The organism is Geofilum rubicundum JCM 15548, assembly GCF_000974365.1.
GTDB lineage: Bacteria > Bacteroidota > Bacteroidia > Bacteroidales > Marinilabiliaceae > Geofilum > Geofilum rubicundum.
This window is the reverse complement of sequence record NZ_BAZW01000210.1, coordinates 1-519: the sequence shown is the minus strand read 5'-3', so window position 1 is coordinate 519 and position 519 is coordinate 1. Positions and strand designations below refer to the sequence as shown.

The window sequence follows — 519 nt, the reverse complement described above, 5'->3', positions numbered from 1 at the left end:
TTCAGGCTCAGTGTGAAGAAGCGGTTAAGAAGGCAGCTTTGCAAGAAATGGGTGATGCCCAGTACATCAAGGATTTTTCAATAACGCTGGAAAAAGGGGTTAATGAAACCACCACCGGCATGGTCAAATTCAATGTCTTATTGAATAGTCGTAACCATTACAAATTCAATGTAGCCAACGGACTTTCTAATCCGGATGACATTATCATGCAGCTATATGACAAGGATAAGTTGTTAAGTAGCAACCTGGATGGCGGAAAAAAATACAAGGGTTTTGAATTTATATGTCGCGCAACAAAGGTGTATCAGTTGGTATTTTCTTTCTCGGGTGGAGAGGAAGGCTGTGCGGAAGCGGTTCTTTCACTTGTTAAACAATACAGCGAAGGTGAAATGGGTTTCTAGATCCCAACCTTCATTCATCTTGTAAAAGCTTTAAAAAGGGCTGCAAATTTGATTTTGCAGCCCTTTTTATACCAAGCACCTGATCAAGGTCATTTTGACCCTTATAGCAGGGTACATT

1 protein-coding gene is annotated in these 519 nt (G+C 40.7%); it reads left to right on the top strand.

Annotated elements, in window-relative coordinates; genetic code table 11:
- Positions 1-401 (top strand): hypothetical protein (locus tag JCM15548_RS22125; protein WP_062129167.1); only part of this gene is annotated, 401 nt, incomplete at its 5' end.
- Between the last annotated feature and the right edge of the window lie 118 nt (positions 402-519).